Source organism: Methanogenium marinum, from assembly GCF_028912405.1.
Classification (GTDB): Archaea; Halobacteriota; Methanomicrobia; order Methanomicrobiales; family Methanomicrobiaceae; genus Methanogenium; species Methanogenium marinum.
In genome coordinates, this window is the sequence record NZ_JAKELO010000002.1 from 1453703 (window position 1) to 1469021 (window position 15319).

Here is a 15319-nt window from a genome sequence, read left to right on the forward strand (position 1 = left end):
GGATGAGTTTTTCAGATGATCTGCATGTATTGGTGAGAGTGAACAGACAAATTTTGGTATCCGTTCGGTCCTTGAGTTCTGGAGAGGATCACGCAGATGTGGTGACCATGTCCCTCCTTTGGACAATAATGTGGGGGGAGATGCCATCCCGCGATTACCCCTTTCCTTTCAGGGGAGGAACAGTGATTACTGATGTCTCACAGAAAGGGTATCTATGTCCGTTCAGATTGATGTTCCATTCACCCCTGCCCCGTCTTTCCGGTCTTATCTGATTCTCGTGACTGCATTTGGGATGTTGATTCCCACGTTTTTCTTTGCATTCATGGTATTTGCGATAACAGATGGTATGGGTGGTGCCCTTGCAGTGATGGCCGGAATTTTTGTAATGCTTGCTTTTGCAGGTGGTATCTGGGCCTATCTTTATTACGGTACTGTCCATTATCTTCTCACACCGACTGAGATGACCTGGGGTCGTGGTGTCCTCTGGAGACAGACAGGTATTGTCCCCTACAACCGGATCACAAACGTAGATATCATCCAGGGCCCTGTCATGCGGATCTTTGGGATATCAAATCTGCGTATTCAGACCGCCGGCTACTCAGCAAACCAACTCGCAGAGATAAAATTGCAGGGTATCAATGACCCGGAACCTCTCCGTGCTGTAATAATGGACTTTGTGCGATCCGGCCATCCGGTTGCAGCCGTCACCGGTGCAGATGTTGCAGCAACCCCTGCCTCCGGGCCATCTCAGGCAGGGCAGGCAGCAGATGCTGCTATGCTTGTGGAACTTCGGGAGATTGGCGTTGTCCTGAAAAGAATAGAAGAGAAGATGCAGTGAACAGATGAAATAATTTTCCCCTTTTTGAATGAGCACTTCTTGTTGATATTTGATGCCCAATCCCAGAATAACTCGCATTATAGCTTTCAAAATGTTTTGGTAAACATTCAGGGGGTCCTTTTGCAGTTGCCGTTTTGTTTCTTTCCGGGATGCCTTTTTGTGGCCTCAGAATGTGTGTTGCCTGCAAGCCTCGTGGGTGCCATGCCGTCCTTTACCTCCTGTATTCAGACGTAATTTTTCAGTATGCGGGTGAAAACTGCTTCCCTCTTTCCCTCTTTGTGTTCCGGGTCTGACCGAAAAGGGGTGCCTTTGTGGCTATGGAGGAAGAAAACAGGAAAGGGAGAATACTATTAGCCCCGGCGGACAACCATTCTCATAATGAGAATATATGTGAAACTGGCAGTGCTTTTCTGTATGACTCTGCTCCTTTTCTCCGGGGCGGCTATGGCCATTCAGCCGCCGGATTTGAACCGGACAGTCACGATTGACGGTGCCTCTGAAGTAGCAGCTTTTATTGAATCATCCGATGGAGGGAAGTTTATAGCCTCAGGCACCTCCGAAGATGGGCCTGCTGTCTGGTTTGTTGCCAAAGACGGGACGGTTACCGGCAATATGACGATTGCAATAGGAAATGCTTCGGTTATCCGCTATGTTCAGGAAGAAGGGGATGGGTATATCGTCTTCACCGAAACCCATGACTTTGCAGGAGTCAGCCCGGAAGGTGAGACACAATGGACATGGCATGTGCCCTTTGGCGAAGTTTCAACGGTGGATGCTGTCCCCGCAGGTGGTGTAATTATTGGTGCAAATTATCTTTACCCGACCATTTACCGTCTGGATGCAGATGGAACTCCTCTGTGGAATAAGACCTATGCTGACACCTCGGGTGCTGGTATTGGGCGTATTCAGTCTGTAAAGGCAGTTGATGGTGGTTACATTGTGGCAGGTTATGCCTCACCATTGGTGGCATCTTCAGATTCGGCGGGACTGGTGATGTACCTGGACGAAGATGGAAATGTAATCTGGGAAGAACGGTATGGTGAGGAGGGTATTGGGTATGTGGTGAATATCAACTCCCTCCCAGGGGGTGGGTATATTGCTCCTGCCCTTACCACGGCAGATGAGGCAGCCGTGCTCATATTAAACGAGACCGGGACATTGAATGAGGTGTTTTTCTACCCCAAGCGGATGGAACTGGTATACTATGCAGATGCGGCCCTGGGCGGGGGGTATTATCTGCTGGGCTATGACGCCAGCCTGGTGAATGGTGAACCTCAGTATCTTGTGATGGGAATCTCCCCTGATGGAGAGGAAGAGTGGATGCACTGGTTTGGAGACACCTCCATCCGGGCATTTGTCCCTACTGATGATGGGTTTGCCGCCGCAGGAGAGAATGGGGATATATCACTTTTTACGTTCCATGAGGCTGGAAAGGAAACTGATTTCTCTAACGTGTGGATGTTTATATTTGTCATCCTTGCGGGAATCCTTGCTGGATACCTCATTTACCGGCAGCGATAATAATTTTCCCTATTTTTCCTTTCTTTCCCATCCCTCATGCTTTTTTTATAATTTGTGATTTATCTGATTTGATAATCGATTTTCATAGGCAGGGCCGGGCCGTTTACTTATTTCTGATCTAAACAATTGTCTATTCCATGTTTATCCGTTTAGTGGCCCGAATGGAAGGGTTTTTGAAGGATTGAAAGAGAGGTTAAATATACTTTAATGCACCCGTATGCCCCCCCGGTGGATGATAATCCGTTCCGTGTTTCATACAGGTGCCAGTGATATATGTGATTCCCATGTCTGTAAAAATAATAGAAGATGCACTACGGCGTGCACTGGACGGGGACTTTACGGTGTCCCTCAGTCAGGCGGCCGCAGACCCTGAAACACAGGAACTTGTCGGACTTGTTGAGACAGCAATAGGAAAGATGCAGAAGTCTGCTGAGTACCAGGAGATGCTCCGGGGAGTTGATGAGTTTATTGCAAACTATCCTTATCCTCTGGGTATATATGCTGCAGACGGTGCCTGTCTGATGCTCAATGATCATTATTGTGACCTCTTCCGTGATTCATGTGATTCTCTGATGAAAAAGTCTTTTTCCGACTTTGATATCACCGTTCTTGGCGGGGACAGTCTTTTTGCTTCCCATGATACCAAGAAAAATTCTGAGACTGATCTGCAGGTTGCATGGAATGATGGAACCAAAAACTACCTGAAACTCTACCAGATACCCATCACTGATAGTACAGGGGACATCAGTGTGGTCTATCATATCTATCTGGATCAGACAGCGGTTATTGGGGAACAGGAAGAGCTAAAAAAGTTGCAGAAGCGTGCAGACGCTTTCCTCATGCAGAATCCACAGGGTATCACTGTGCTTGCCGCAGACAAGCACCGCCTCGATCTGAACGAGGAATATCAGCGCATCTGGCGTGGCGGTTACAACGATCTGATGGCAAAGAAACTCTACGATTTTAACATCAATATTGTCGGTGGCGATGACTTCTATGCCTCGTACGAGACGAAGAAGAAGGCCGTAACCGATATGGAGATTGGTTGGGAAAACGGAGAGAAGAGCTACTTGCGTCTCTTCCAGACGCCCATTCTGGATGAAAACGGCGAGATTGATGTAAACTACTATATTTATCAGGATCTGACCGAGCAGCATGAGGAGATGGAGGAGATTAAAACGCTCCAAAGGCGTGCCGACGCTTTTCTCCAGCAGAATCCACAGGGTATTACTGTGCTTGCCGCAGACAAGCACCGCCTCGATCTGAACGAGGAATACCAGCGCATCTGGCACGGCGGCTACAATGATCTGATGGCGAAGAAACTTTATGACTTTAATATCAACATCGTTGGTGGTGACGATTTCTACGCCTCATACGAGACGAAGAAGAAGGCAGTCACCGACATGGAAATTTCGTGGGGTGGCGATGAGAAGAGCTATCTGCGTCTTTTCCAGACGCCTATTCTTGATCAAAACGGCGATATTGACGTCAATTACTATATCTACCAGGACCTCACTCCGGAACGGGCCCTCTCACAGTTCCTTGACCAGGAGATCACCCGTCAGGGGGCAAATCTGGCTCTCTTAGCGCATGGCGACACCAGCGGGTTTGACCTGACGGTCGGAAAGACCAACGAGTATACCGCTGAAGCGGGTGTCCTCTTTGGGGAGATGAATGCAAATCTCACCGCGGTACAAAAAGCGATTGAGGAGATGGTAGAGGATTTTGTCGGTACCATGAAGGCGATGCAGGGAGGCGACAGCAAGGCACGTGCTCACCAGGACCAGTTTGAAGGTGTTTATGCTGTCATAATTGAAGGGTTAAATAATGTCATTGAAACGGTAATGGGCCCACTCAATGAGTCGTACCGTGTCATGAAGTCATATGCGGATAAGGACTTCTCCAGACGTTTTGATGGGGGTATTATGGTTGAAGGAGACTTCCTCAAACTCAAGACTGCCATCAATAATGTGGGTGTCAATGTGGGCAGTGCCCTTGGTGAAGTAAAGATTGCTGTCGATAATGTGGACGCAAACATGGCGGATGCCGCCCGTGGTGTTGAGGAAATTGCAAAGGCGATGGAGGATGTGGCGGTCAACAGTCAACAGTCATCAGAGGCTTCCCGTCGCCAGATAGAGGCAGTAGAATCTGTTGCACGGGAGATTTCAGATCTGTCTGCCTCAATTGAGGAGATTGCCTCCACATCACAGGAAGTGATGGCACAGGCGGACCATGTCTCCAAAATGGGCAATGAAGCCTCTCGCATGGGCAAAGAAGCCAATACTAAGATGAATGCGGTGGAGAAGATCTCAGAAGAGAGCGTTACCCAGATTGAGCAGCTCAATAAGAAGATGGCTGAGATCTCAAAGATTGTCAAACTTATCAATGATATCTCCAGCCAGACAAATCTCCTTGCCCTGAATGCAGCCATTGAAGCTGCGCGAGCTGGTGAACACGGTCGTGGGTTTGCTGTAGTGGCAGGTGAGGTGAAAAACCTGGCTGCTGAGTCCAAAGCTGCAACAGACTCAATTGAGGAGCTTATTGAAGGCATTCAGCGAGATTCCAATACCACAGCAGTTTCCATGAAGTCCGCATACTCAGAAATTCAGGCCAGTCTGGAGAGTGTCCATCGGGCAATTACCTCCTTAAATGAGATCGTCACCGGTGCACAGGAGGCTTCAGAGGGTATCCATGAGATTGCCCGTGCCACCGATGATCAGGCAAATGCAACAAACCGTGTGATGGAGAAAATGGAAGAGGCAACGACCCTTACCAAGGAGAATATGGGTCGCATCGATGATGTCGCAGCAGTAACCGAAGAAGTGGCGGCATCTACTGAGGAGGTTGGCAGTGGTACCTATGAAGTGACGCGGATGACAGAAAAACTCCGGGCGATGGTCAGCGTATTCCGGACAGAGTAAGAGGAGGCAGTAAATGTCAAAGCTTACTGATGTAGTGGAATTTAGGATTGCAAACGGATATTACGCAATTGATGTCCAGATTGCACGGGAGATTGTCGAGATGATGGAGATCACCCCCATTCCCCGTTCTCCGGATTATATCACCGGTGTAACCAACCTCAGGGGAGAGGTCACCAATATCATCAATATAAGCAAACTTATCGGGCTTCCGGAATCGGTTGCGTCTGAGACACAGAGAATTATCGTCATCATGCCTGATGCATCACAGGGTTCAAACGTTGGTATTATTGTCGATGATGTGCGCAGTGTGATGCAGGTGAATGAGGAGGACGTGGAGGCGCTCAGTGAAAGCCTTTCCAGTGATGTAACCGATTATGTGAAGGGCATCATTAAGGTAAAAGAGGATGCATCAGACACAATGCGTCTCATAATCTGGGTGGACATGCAGAAGGTCCTTGACCAGATTATTTCCTGATTATTGTCATCTGATCGTTTCGTCAATAAAATCCCAATATGCGGTCATAGACTGAACCCATATTATCAATCATTTTAATTACACCGCAGTTTTGATTCAATAATCCTGAGTTCCTTTTTATCACGATTTTAGGAAACACATAATTTCTGATTCTGGTAATGATTATTGTTATCTGCAGAATACCTATCACGTCCAGGAAAACGGATTGGATTAAGGGTCCCTATTATTTCGATGCCATTCTCATCACCGATATGAAGTCAATCAGTGAGGTCAACCCGGCATTTGCGGGGGCACTTGGATACCTGACTGAAGAGATGAAAGGACGTTCTATTCTTGATTTCGCTCCGAAATTTCAGGAAGACGGTATCCTCTCTTCTGACCGAAGGGATGAGGTGTTGAAGGAGATTTACGGAGGCAGGCGAATAAACGTTTTGTGGAAAAGAGCCTCTCCTGTGATGAGAATGGGGTACTCTTTGATGTCCATGCAAGTTATGTGAATATTCTCGGGAAGACGATGGTGATTCTTGTCGGGCGTAATGTCACAGAACTGATCCACCTGAAACAGCGTCAGAATGAAGCACTGGATCAGATTGAAGAGAATCTTGTAAATCTTGCCACCTTAAATGACCAAATCAGAAATCCGCTGATGGTCATCAGTGCCTATACTGAGATGGGTGAAAGTGAACATACTCCGGTCATTATGAATCAGATACAGGAGATTGAGGGTATCATTAACACGCTGGATCGGGGATTTCTTGAATCTGAAAAAATTCGGGAGTTCCTGCGTAAACATCATGATGTGGGTTTTGTTCACCAGGGTTTAACCTGATAGTGTTTCTTAGGGCATTACCCTTTATAGCGAATACCTCCAACCTTAGGTGATATGGAAAATCCGAGTGACGAATCCGGTTCGGCTGTTTCCCAGATCACCCTCTCAGGGGGCTGTTTCTGGGAAATTGAGGCAGGATTTCGTGATTTGCCCGGTATCCTTGCCACTGTGGTTGGGTATACAGGAGGGGATGTTGAAAATCCGGACTATGGACTAGTCAGCACCGGGACAACCGGCCATGTAGAAGGGGTCCGGATTGCCTTTGATCCGGCTATCATATCTCTTCAGGCTATTTTCACCCGTTTTTTTGGTCTGTTTGATCCAACATCAGAGGAGGGAACACCAGGGGTTGATGGTTCACAGTACCGTTCGTTTATTTTCTGCCATACTGAAGAGGACTGCCGGACGGCACGTGCATTCATCCGGGAAGAGGAGGCATCAGGGAAGTATACACGTCCGATTGTGCCGGTTGTGCACCCTGCAGGGGTGTTCTGGCCTGCTGAGGATTACCACCAGCAGTACTATGAGAAACTGAGAAATCGGTATGAAAAACCCCTGTTCTGATATGAGAGCGGACCGTTCATTTATGCTTATAATTATACCATTCTTTGTTTTTTGTGATCGTTTACCGGTTACCTATTATTTGTTGTAAAAAATAGGAAAAAGTCCGCTCCATATGAGGATCTATGCCTGTATTGTAGCAGATTTCCATATCTTTATCCGATGGGGATGCAAAGTATTCAATAACCTGCCTAAAAGAGGCGTGCCTGGTTGTAGATACGAATGATGGTGAAACGTCAGATCCCTGTGCTCTATGTTGTTGATGACCTCAGGGCATGCGAAGGTGCCTACCATTTTCTGCAGAAATCGGGTGAGATGTCTCTTGATTATGCTTTCTCCACAGAGGAAGCAAAGGAGATGCTCTATAAAAATGAATATCATGTCATCGTCTGTGAATATCACCTAAATGGGACAGATGGTGTCTCGTTCCTGGACGATCTCCGTTCGCAGGGGGAGCGGATTCCGTTCATCATTGTGGGGGATGACACCGAAGGGGTAATCATTGAGGCCATCAACCGGGGTGCTGATTTCTTCCTGAACCGTGGGGAGAACCGTTTTCAGTTCTATGTTGAACTCAGCCTCACCATCAAGAGGGCTGCCCGGAAGTACGATGCTTCTGCACGACAGCAGCAGGAGGAGGGACAGCGGCGATCGCATATGTCAGTTTTCCCGTCGCCAAAGGGTGCGGCGGATGAAAAGGATATTCTCATTCAGGAAGTACATCACCGGGTAAAAAACAATCTCCAGCTAATCTCAAGCATTCTCAAGATGCACAGTTATCGTACCTCAGATCCGGAGACGCGGGAAATTCTGGAGGACTGCAGAAACCGTATCGCTTCAATGGCATTAATTCATGAATATCTCTATCGATCTGATAATCTCGTAACGATACGGATGGCTGAATATGTGCCCCGTCTTGCCCAGAATCTGTCATCCCAGAAACCGTGTGGGATGGAGAATGTTAAGATAACCGCCCGTTGTGATCCGGCAATATCTCTGGACATCGATACCTGTATTCCCTGTGGTATTATCATCAATGAACTCATCACAAATGCCCTGAAATATGGGTTTGCCCAGGGAGAAAGTGGTGAGATTATTGTCTCCATTGATCCATACAGGAGGGGTCTCGCACGTCTGCGTGTTTCAGAGAGTGGCGGGTCTGCAAAAAAATTTGATGTTAATATGGAGGGTGGGGAGACGCTGGGTATGCAGCTTGTGAAAAATCTGACAATCCAGATTGACGGGAAATACACTGTATCAGAAGAGGGCGATCTCACCTTTAGTATCGTCTTTCCGTACACAGAATAAACCCAAAAGAGTATTGTGTCTCTCCTGAACGTATATAATCTGGAAATTACCCCGTAATTACTTCTTTAAAAATGGAAAATCATATCGCTTCCTTCTCGTTTTATTGGTATATACCTGGTAAAATATCATGATATCCGGACTCAGGCGTCGCATCCCGCCAGGGATTGCAGAATCGCTCTTTTTTATTGGCCCCGGCCTGATTCTCGCTGTTGAGGCATCAGGTGAGAGTGGCATTACAGAACTCATTGGGGTGGGGTTTGAGTATGGCTTTGCTCTCTTCTGGGTCATTGTGGCAGCTCTCATCTTCAAGTTTGCATTCACAAATGGTATCGCCCGTTACACGGTAGCAACCGGCACCTCCATCTTTGATGGCCTGCGTACCATTCCGGGCCCCAAAAACTGGGAAGTTAGTTTCATTGCAATTATCTATTTATTTGAGATGGTGGGATTTGGGGGTATTGCACTTTTTGCAGGGGGTCTGTTTGCAAAGGTTGTCCCGGTAGTGGAACCGGCGGCGTATGCTTTTGCACTCCTCATCTTTATTCTCCTTGTACTCTGGAAAAACTCATATGAACGTCTTGAACATGTGATCATCATCATCTCAGTGGTGATGTTTGTGGGGCTTGCAGTGCTCATCTTTGCGATGCCGTTCCCTCTGGACTCTATTGCTCATGGTTGTATTCCTTCCATTCCGGATGGTGCTCTCATCGAGACGATGGCTCTCCTTGGCGTGGTGGGATCAGGTCTGAACCTTCTCCTGTACTCGCTATGGCTGCATGAAAAGGTGGGTGACCGCCATGGTGAAGCATACTTTGCCAGCCACATGAAGAGTGTGAACCTTGACCTCGGTCTGGCCTTCCTGATAGTTGGTGTGGTTGCTCTCATTTTCATGACCCTCGGCTTCTGGGGATTTGTACATGAGCATCTCACGGAGGTTGGTGCGGTAGCGCTCACCGAGACTCTCAGCACAACGTTCTCGAAGGTTCCGGGCGGGATGAATACGGTGCTGTTTCTTGCCTTTATTATCCTTACAGGTTCCCTCATCTCGGGTATGGACGGTCGTGCACGGGCAGTCTCATCCGTGGTATCACGTGCATCGGCTACCCGGTTTGATGAGCGGGCCCTGTACCGGATTGTGCTCATTATCTTTGCAGGCATCATCACCGTGGGTATTCTCTCCGGGGAGACAACGTCTCTTATCCGGGCGGTGGCAGCCGTATCATCGGTGATGTTTGGTATGCTTGGTTTTATGCTCATTTACATCGACCGTCGTCTCCCTGCCTATGCCCGGGGTTCATCTCTCTGGGTGCTCACCGTTGGTAGTGGAAGTATTCTCTTTCTTGGTATTGCCCTTATAACCGAACAATCCATTCTCACCTTTGGTCTGCCGTTAATGGAACATGTGGCAGTGGTTGCTATTCTCCTCTATGCCTTCACCAAGACCTCTCTTTTTGAACGCCTCGTCACCGGGATGGGGACGCTTGAGGATCGGGGGTGGATGATTCTCACCTTTGGTGCACTTTCTCTCTATGGGATTTATCGGGGAATTCTCTATAACGGAGTAATCATAGATTTCGCCGACCTTGGTCCGATGGTGGCAGGCATTCTCGGGGGTCCGGTTGTTGGAGGGTGTGTCGGCCTCATTGCAGCTCTCTTCCGACTGAGTGAAGGTGGGTTGGGGGCTGCAGGCGGTGCGGCATCTGCCATCTGTGCCGGTATCATCGCAGCATATGCTGCCCGGATGTTCCGGAATCATCTTACGCACTGGCGACTGATTGGCCTTGCATGCGGGGTTGAATTCCTCCATGTATTCGTTTTCATTCCCCTCTTTGCCGGGGGCTGGGATTCGCTTGAGATGTGGCATATCATCCGGGAGACCTATCTGCCGATGGCTGTTGCAAATGCCCTCGGTCTGGTTCTTTTCCTTATCATTCTTCGGGAACGTGGCTATGATATGCTGGAACATTCTGAGTATCTGTCGTTGAAAAGACGGCGAAACAAGGGGATGATAGAAGATATACCAGAAGATCCGGATGGTAACCTGTGAGCGGTCAGCACCCGTCTTTCTGTATGTTTTTCCGGAAGAGGGCGGAGAGGACTTCGCGTGGGTAACGGGTGCCACGTACCCGCATCTCCCATCTATTGGTCTGTATATCTCCTCTCCACTTTTCCTCTGAAAAAAGGGAACTGACCTCAGGGGTGGTGAAGTAGTGGGTCATTACCCCATCCCCACGGAGAAAACTGTTTTTTTCTGTAGGTCTGCCTTTCCCGCAGCGAAAATCGGATACCGTGAATTCGCGGAAGAAGAGAGTGCCGCCAGGAACGAGCACTCTCCAGTACTCTGCTGCCGCCCGGTAACGGTCGGTCTCCCTGAGTGCACCGGTGATGTGGACGGCAATGACGGCGTCAAATGTGGCATTGCAAAAAGGGAGGGATCGGACATCTGCCTGCACGAGGTGGGCGGTGGGCACGGTTACCCGCGCAAGCCGGAGGGCGGATGCAGCAATATCGATGCCAGTTGCATCACATCCACTCCGGCAGAGTGTGGAGAGGGTCTTGCCATTGCCACATCCCACTTCAAGCACTCGTGTTCCCAGGGAAAAGGACGGGATACCACTGTTTGTTCCCTGCCAGAGGGCGCCTCTCTGTCGGTAATTATTTTCCCATGCTTCCATTTTCTGTGTGTTTCTCCTTTCCTGCCCGGAGGTGTAATATCTGATGGAGAATGTCTGCAGGCAGTAGTGTGGTATATGGGTTTCTCTACACTCCATATCCGTGTTGTGGGAAGGCCTGTTTTTTATGAGGTGTAAGGAGAGTTCCTCTCTTATGCCACAGGTTCTTTTACCCCTGCCTACGAACGGGGAAGTATCTATGCAGGAAGAAATGGGAGAGATAGAAAACAGCAAAGATATCAAAAAGGGTAGCGGTCAGGGTATGTTAGCAGATCCGCCAGTACGGGGACTTGTCTATCACGCCGTGCTCTACCTCGGAGTGGTGCTTTCTCTTTTGGCGGTGAACCTCAGGACCGCTCCTGATTCTCTCTGGGTAGTGTGGATTGCCCTCATCTGGGGGCTCATCCTGGTATGGAATGCATGGCAGGTATTCCAGCCCGGCAGGAATCAGAGATAACAGGACTGAATTTCAACAACCTCTGCGGAGTCTTTTGCGGCGGCATACTCGGTGAGGGGGTCATGGTTCACCTCAAGAAACCGGATGCCCCAGCTGAAGGCCGAGAGAATTTCCTCTGCCTGCTCTTTTTCTCCCAGAATGACGAGGGCCGCTGCAAACGCCTCCACCGAGTTGAGCATAAACGGTCGGCCAAAGTGGCCGGGATTTGCAGCAACGAGAAATGGCAGTGCCCGGCGCAGGGGCCAGCGTGATACCTGAATATTCTCGAAGACTTCCCATGAACAGTCCAGAGCGGTAATGGACTTCGGTTTTCGGTCAGCAGGGGAAAGTGCCTGCGGTGCTGAGGGGTCGAGTATCAGGCTTGAATGGGGTATTCTGTCCACACGGGCATAAACACGCACGCATCCGCGTCGCTCGAGTTTTTTAACAGAACAACGCCGGGGATCGCAGGAATTGTCGCGGTAGGCAAAGAGGGGAATCATCCTTTATCTAATGGATGTTTCCATAGTGAATAATCAATGTATGTACTTATGTGCCCCTGCATCGCAACGCCATCCCTTCGTGCGGTGGGGATCACGAAAGACGAGGACCTCATTGCCTTTTCTCAGGCGAAGGACCGTTGCCGTGCATTTGGCATCGATACAGTGATGATGCCCTGTTCTGAAACGCAATATCTGGGTGCTGACCATCCGCCCGGGCCATATGAAGGTCGGCTTGATACCCCGGAATTTGCAGCAATCCTTAACCGTTCGGAGGAAGCAGTCCGCACTATCATTCAGGAACGGGGGGATCCTCTCTGTATTGTGGGGGTTGACTCATCACCGGTGTGTGGGGTGAACCAGTGGTACAGAACAGATGACCGTCAACCGGGTAGAGGAGTATTTCTCTCCCGTTTTCCGGAGATCCCTGCAGTGGATGTCTATGATTTTGCCTGTTATCGGGTGTATCTCGCAGCCCCGCTCTTTTCAGAAGCTGAACGGAGATATAATCAATCGGTGGCAGCTCTCCTCAAAGAGCATTTCTTTGATGTGCATCTCCCACAGGAATGTGGGGACTCATCTGCTGAACGCTCAGATGATCACACAGCAGCAATATTTACGGAGAATCTGGCAGCTCTTAGTGAGGCGGATGTGGTGGTGGCAATCATCGACGGTGCAGATGCGGATTCCGGGACGGCCTGGGAGATGGGGTATGCTTATGCACAGGGCATCCCGGTCATTGCCCTGCGCACAGATTTCCGCAAGGCAGGTGTATCAGAACGGGTGAATCTGATGCTTGAGGAGGCTGCTCGTGTGACCAGCAAGGCAGAGCATCTGCCCCGTCTTCTTTTTTCCCCCCGTATATGCCCATTGCGTGATGATATTTGTGTTGACAACATCTAATGCCAATTATTATTGTCCCGCTAACCGACAGTTCATATATACGGGATTGGCAGCATCTCAACGCTGGTTCCGGGGACATGACAAATGGCTCGACGGCGCATCCTGATTGTGGAAGATGAGGCGATCATTGCAATGGAGCTTAGGGAGACGCTTGAGCACCTGGGCTATTCGGTCGTCGGGAATGAACTCCGGGGCGAAGATGCGATTCTTGCCGCCGGGAAACTTCGGCCTGATGTCGTACTGATGGATATTCACCTGAAGGGGGATATGGATGGCATTGAAGCATCTGATCGGATTGCCCGCCGTTATGATATCCCAGTTATCTACACTACCGCCCATTCTGATCGAAAAACCCTTTCCCGCGCCATCCGCACTCAGCCCTATGGATATATTGTAAAACCGTTTAATGAGCATGATCTCTACTCAAATATTGAGATGGCCATGCACAAGCACCGCGTGAAAAGCCGGTTGGAGGGCAGCCCGGAGATGGTGGATTCTGCCCTCAATATGGTTGCAGGGGCTGTGATTATAACCGACGCGAAAGGCCGCATTGAACGCCTCAACCTGGAGGCAGAACGGGTGACCGGTTACTGTCTTTCTGATGTGGAAGGCGCACCGTTTTTCACTGCTTTCAGTGTTACTGTTCCTGGTCGTGACCTCATGATGGAGAAACTCCTGTCCTCCTCAGAGTATGCTGCTGGTTCCATGCTCTCTCTTCCCTCTACGATACGTGTCAGGGTGAAGTCCGGGGGGTATAGTATGGCCCACCTGAACACTACTATCATCCAGGAGAAGGGAAGTTCGAGGATACAGAATATCGCCTTCCTGATTGAGCCATTCGCTCCGGAAACAGGGGGGGGTGCAGCAGTTGTGTGCCCCGATCTGGCAGCAATTCTTGATGCGATGCCTGACCCATTTGCCTGTGTGGCAGAAGATGGTGATGTGATCCTGTTCAATGATCCATTCTCCGCACTCTGCAAACGGTTGGGAAATGATATCAGCGGCATGACCCCCCATATTGCTATGGCACTGCCGGAGTCGTTTATTGGGGGGCCTTCCTTTTTCCATGAAATCCTTGCCGACAACCATTTGGTCACCCGTGAAAAAGTGGTGAAATATTCAACCGGAAGTATTGTCTATCTCATTCGGTATCTTCCGGTAGCCCGGAATGTGGATGGGGGATCAAGGAATTTAGTCTTGCAAATTCGGGATGTCACTGCAGAGACATTGGCAGTACGGCAGTGTGAACTCACACGTGAGGGGGCACAAAAGACAGATGATGCGATAGAGAAGATTGGGGATCTTTGTTCTGCTCTTAAAGAGTCCGTCCTTGCGATGTCATGGGCATATGAAAAAGGGCCTGCATTTCGTGATGCAGCAAATGAGCAGCTTGATGAGGTGAATCGGATCATTGGTGATATTGACTTCCGGCTCATTGAGATTGAAAAGAACCGTCAGGTCTAAGACGGAATGATCCACATTGCAGGCAGGGGCTATCCCTCAGGCGCCGATCTCTCAAATGATCTTTTTCTTTAAGAATTTAATGATTTAATGGGGTTTTTTGGGGTATTTTTTAGATTCTGGTCCTATAGTGGCTTGGAAGTTATTTTATGGTATGACATCAAAGGGGATGGCAACCCATGGGGGTGCTGGAAAATGTCAGAGAGTGAATTAATACACAGAGACACGGCGCGGGAAGTGTTTATTGAGCAGTCACGCGCCCGGCTGGATGAAGTCCGGGAGATTGAAGCGCATGTCCGTGAACGGATTGGGGATGCGCCGCAGGCAGTGCAGGAAAATATTAGTGCCTGTAATCTGGATATTGACCGGCTAATCAGCCAGGCAGAGGTTGAGATTGACTGTATCGAAAATGCGGAGGAACATGAATGGATTGCAATGCGGATCAGGGTGGACAGCGCTATTGGTGAGGCTATGGGGGGGCTGGAACGTTGCTCCCTGATTCTGGATAGTCCTGCAGAGCATGTGCAGTGGGAGTGAATCCTTGTTTGGATATTCCAGGAAGACTCTCGAACCACCTTTTTTCCATTTTATTGGCCTGAATGTCCTGACAGATTTCGGTTAATCAAAACTTCGGGAGGGGGGCACATTTTTGCGTCCGGATATGCATGTCAGAAATTACTGACTGTTTTTCATAATTCCTCGTTTTATGAATATTGATGTATGTATCACCCTTTCTGCCGGCCTGTTTCAGGCAATGGATCCGCAGAACGTTGTCTGTGATGAGTGAAGAGAATGAAATAAACAAAAATATTCTGCATTTTATTAAAGAAATCAAAAAGTGAGATCGTTAAGAGTTGGTGTTGGGGGCGCGAGGTTTGGTATTGTTTTTGTTGG

At 49.1% G+C, this 15319-nt stretch carries 15 protein-coding genes; 13 read left to right on the top strand and 2 right to left on the bottom strand.

From position 1 onward, the window contains the following. Nucleotides 1-214: 214 nt before the first annotated feature. The 9 genes from L0665_RS07360 to L0665_RS07400 all read left to right on the top strand — a co-directional run bounded on the left by L0665_RS07360 (nucleotide 215) and on the right by L0665_RS07400 (nucleotide 10500). Nucleotides 215-838 carry a PH domain-containing protein gene (locus tag L0665_RS07360; RefSeq protein ID WP_274925050.1) on the top strand — a complete coding sequence of 208 codons (624 nt, stop codon included), beginning with the start codon at nucleotides 215-217 and terminating at the stop codon, nucleotides 836-838. A gap of 414 nt (nucleotides 839-1252) precedes the next feature. Beyond that, on the top strand, nucleotides 1253-2359 hold the full coding sequence (locus L0665_RS07365; protein ID WP_274925051.1) for a hypothetical protein: 1107 nt from the start codon (nucleotides 1253-1255) through the stop codon (nucleotides 2357-2359). Between the two features lie 284 nt (nucleotides 2360-2643). Then, nucleotides 2644-5280, top strand: coding sequence for a methyl-accepting chemotaxis protein (locus tag L0665_RS07370; RefSeq protein ID WP_274925052.1), 2637 nt, complete (start codon nucleotides 2644-2646; stop codon nucleotides 5278-5280). A 13-nt stretch (nucleotides 5281-5293) separates the two neighbouring features. Beyond that, nucleotides 5294-5755 (top strand): chemotaxis protein CheW, encoded by a 462-nt coding sequence (locus tag L0665_RS07375; RefSeq protein WP_274925053.1) that lies wholly within the window; start codon nucleotides 5294-5296, stop codon nucleotides 5753-5755. Nucleotides 5756-5913: 158 nt separating this feature from the next. After that, complete coding sequence (locus L0665_RS07380; RefSeq protein ID WP_274925054.1) at nucleotides 5914-6252, top strand: PAS domain-containing protein; 339 nt, start codon at nucleotides 5914-5916, stop codon at nucleotides 6250-6252. After that, a complete protein-coding gene (locus L0665_RS07385) occupies nucleotides 6189-6584 on the top strand; it encodes a hypothetical protein (RefSeq protein WP_274925055.1) in 396 nt (131 codons plus the stop codon). The genes L0665_RS07380 and L0665_RS07385 overlap by 64 nt, the downstream gene beginning before the upstream one ends. 54 nt (nucleotides 6585-6638) lie before the next feature. After that, entirely contained in the window at nucleotides 6639-7148 is a 510-nt protein-coding gene (gene msrA, locus L0665_RS07390; protein WP_274925056.1) for a peptide-methionine (S)-S-oxide reductase MsrA, read from the top strand. A gap of 219 nt (nucleotides 7149-7367) precedes the next feature. Beyond that, nucleotides 7368-8453, top strand: a complete 1086-nt coding sequence (locus L0665_RS07395) for a histidine kinase dimerization/phosphoacceptor domain -containing protein (RefSeq protein ID WP_274925057.1) — start codon at nucleotides 7368-7370, stop codon at nucleotides 8451-8453. A gap of 127 nt (nucleotides 8454-8580) precedes the next feature. Then, nucleotides 8581-10500 carry an Nramp family divalent metal transporter gene (locus tag L0665_RS07400; protein ID WP_274925058.1) on the top strand — a complete coding sequence of 640 codons (1920 nt, stop codon included), beginning with the start codon at nucleotides 8581-8583 and terminating at the stop codon, nucleotides 10498-10500. Nucleotides 10501-10504: 4 nt separating this feature from the next. Here the strand turns inward: L0665_RS07400 and L0665_RS07405 are convergent, their stop codons facing one another. After that, nucleotides 10505-11128 (bottom strand): class I SAM-dependent methyltransferase, encoded by a 624-nt coding sequence (locus L0665_RS07405; protein WP_274925059.1) that lies wholly within the window; start codon nucleotides 11126-11128, stop codon nucleotides 10505-10507. 124 nt (nucleotides 11129-11252) lie between these two features. Here L0665_RS07405 and L0665_RS07410 point away from each other — a divergent pair, with 124 nt between their 5' ends. Continuing rightward, entirely contained in the window at nucleotides 11253-11582 is a 330-nt protein-coding gene (locus L0665_RS07410; RefSeq protein ID WP_274925060.1) for a 2TM domain-containing protein, read from the top strand. Here the strand turns inward: L0665_RS07410 and L0665_RS07415 are convergent. Beyond that, on the bottom strand, nucleotides 11573-12064 hold the full coding sequence (locus L0665_RS07415; RefSeq protein WP_274925061.1) for a DUF367 family protein: 492 nt from the start codon (nucleotides 12062-12064) through the stop codon (nucleotides 11573-11575). The two genes, L0665_RS07410 and L0665_RS07415, sit on opposite strands and share 10 nt — an antisense overlap. Before the next feature lie 36 nt (nucleotides 12065-12100). Here L0665_RS07415 and L0665_RS07420 point away from each other — a divergent pair, with 36 nt between their 5' ends. The 3 genes from L0665_RS07420 (at nucleotide 12101) to L0665_RS07430 (ending at nucleotide 14962) form a co-directional block, all read left to right on the top strand. After that, a complete protein-coding gene (locus L0665_RS07420; RefSeq protein ID WP_274925062.1) occupies nucleotides 12101-12964 on the top strand; it encodes a nucleoside 2-deoxyribosyltransferase in 864 nt (287 codons plus the stop codon). Nucleotides 12965-13048: 84 nt separating this feature from the next. After that, nucleotides 13049-14428 carry a response regulator gene (locus tag L0665_RS07425; RefSeq protein ID WP_274925063.1) on the top strand — a complete coding sequence of 460 codons (1380 nt, stop codon included), beginning with the start codon at nucleotides 13049-13051 and terminating at the stop codon, nucleotides 14426-14428. A 192-nt stretch (nucleotides 14429-14620) separates the two neighbouring features. Continuing rightward, the gene (locus tag L0665_RS07430; protein WP_274925064.1) at nucleotides 14621-14962 is read left to right on the top strand and encodes a hypothetical protein; all 342 of its coding nucleotides are present in this window, start codon (nucleotides 14621-14623) and stop codon (nucleotides 14960-14962) included. Nucleotides 14963-15319: the final 357 nt, after the last annotated feature.